1 protein-coding gene and 1 pseudogene are annotated in these 821 nt (G+C 79.9%); both read left to right on the top strand.

Features of this window, described 5'->3' with window-relative positions:
• On the top strand, nt 1–373 hold a 373-nt coding region (locus WCS02_RS20780; protein WP_340296211.1), incomplete at its 5' end, for a hypothetical protein.
• A pseudogene (locus WCS02_RS20775) lies at nt 370–821 on the top strand (hypothetical protein); the annotation flags it as partial. The gene WCS02_RS20780 and the pseudogene WCS02_RS20775, both read left to right, overlap by 4 nt.

The raw sequence follows: 821 nt of genomic DNA, 5'->3' as shown, positions 1-821 counted from the left end.
GGCCGACGACGGCGACGGGTGGCGCCAGGTGGGCGGGCCGCCGTGGCCGTCGGTCCGCCTGCAGGAGGTGCTCGGGCGCCTAGGCGACGTGCCGTCCGGGCGCCGCTGGGGGCTGGCGCCCGCCCGGGTCGGGCCGGTCGTGGACGTCGTGGCCGACGGCTCCGCGCTGCGCGTGCACGCGCTGAGGGAGGGGCGGCTCGTCCGGACGGTGGAGGTGCTGTCGTTCCTCCACGCCGCGGACCGGTCGACCTCCCTGGGGCAGGCGGCCGCGGCCTACCAGCGCCTCGCTGCCGCCGCGGGTGCGATGGCCGCCGCCGGCGGTCGGCTGGTCGGCACCGAGGACGGCCTGCTGCACGTCGGGTACGACGCGTGAGCCCGGCCGGCTCCTCCACGCTCACGGTGCTCGGGGTGCCCGAGCCAGCCGGCCGTGGCACCTCCGACGGGACGGGCGTGCTCGTGGACCGGTTGCGCCGCGCCGGGTGCGTCTTCGCCGAGGATGAGGCGGCCGTCCTCCTGGCCGCCGCGGCCGACCCCGTCCAGCGGGAGGCGTGGACGCGCCGGCGCCTGGCGGGCGAGCCGCTGGAGGTGGTGGTGGGACGGGTGCGGCTGAACGGCCTGGACCTCGCGGTGGGTCCCGGCGTGTTCGTGCCCCGGCAGCGCACCGCGGTGCTCGCACGCCTCGCCGCGGGGGCGCTGGTCGAGGTCGCGGCAGGGCGCGACCGCCCAGGCGTCCTCGTCGAGGCGTGCTGCGGCGTCGCCCCGGTGGCCGCCCTGGTCGCGCGGGCCGTCCCCCGCGCCGAGGTGCACGCCGCCGACAGCTG

This window comes from Aquipuribacter hungaricus, assembly GCF_037860755.1.
GTDB classification, from domain to species: Bacteria; Actinomycetota; Actinomycetes; order Actinomycetales; family JBBAYJ01; genus Aquipuribacter; species Aquipuribacter hungaricus.
This window is presented reverse-complemented; position numbering and strand designations above follow the sequence as displayed.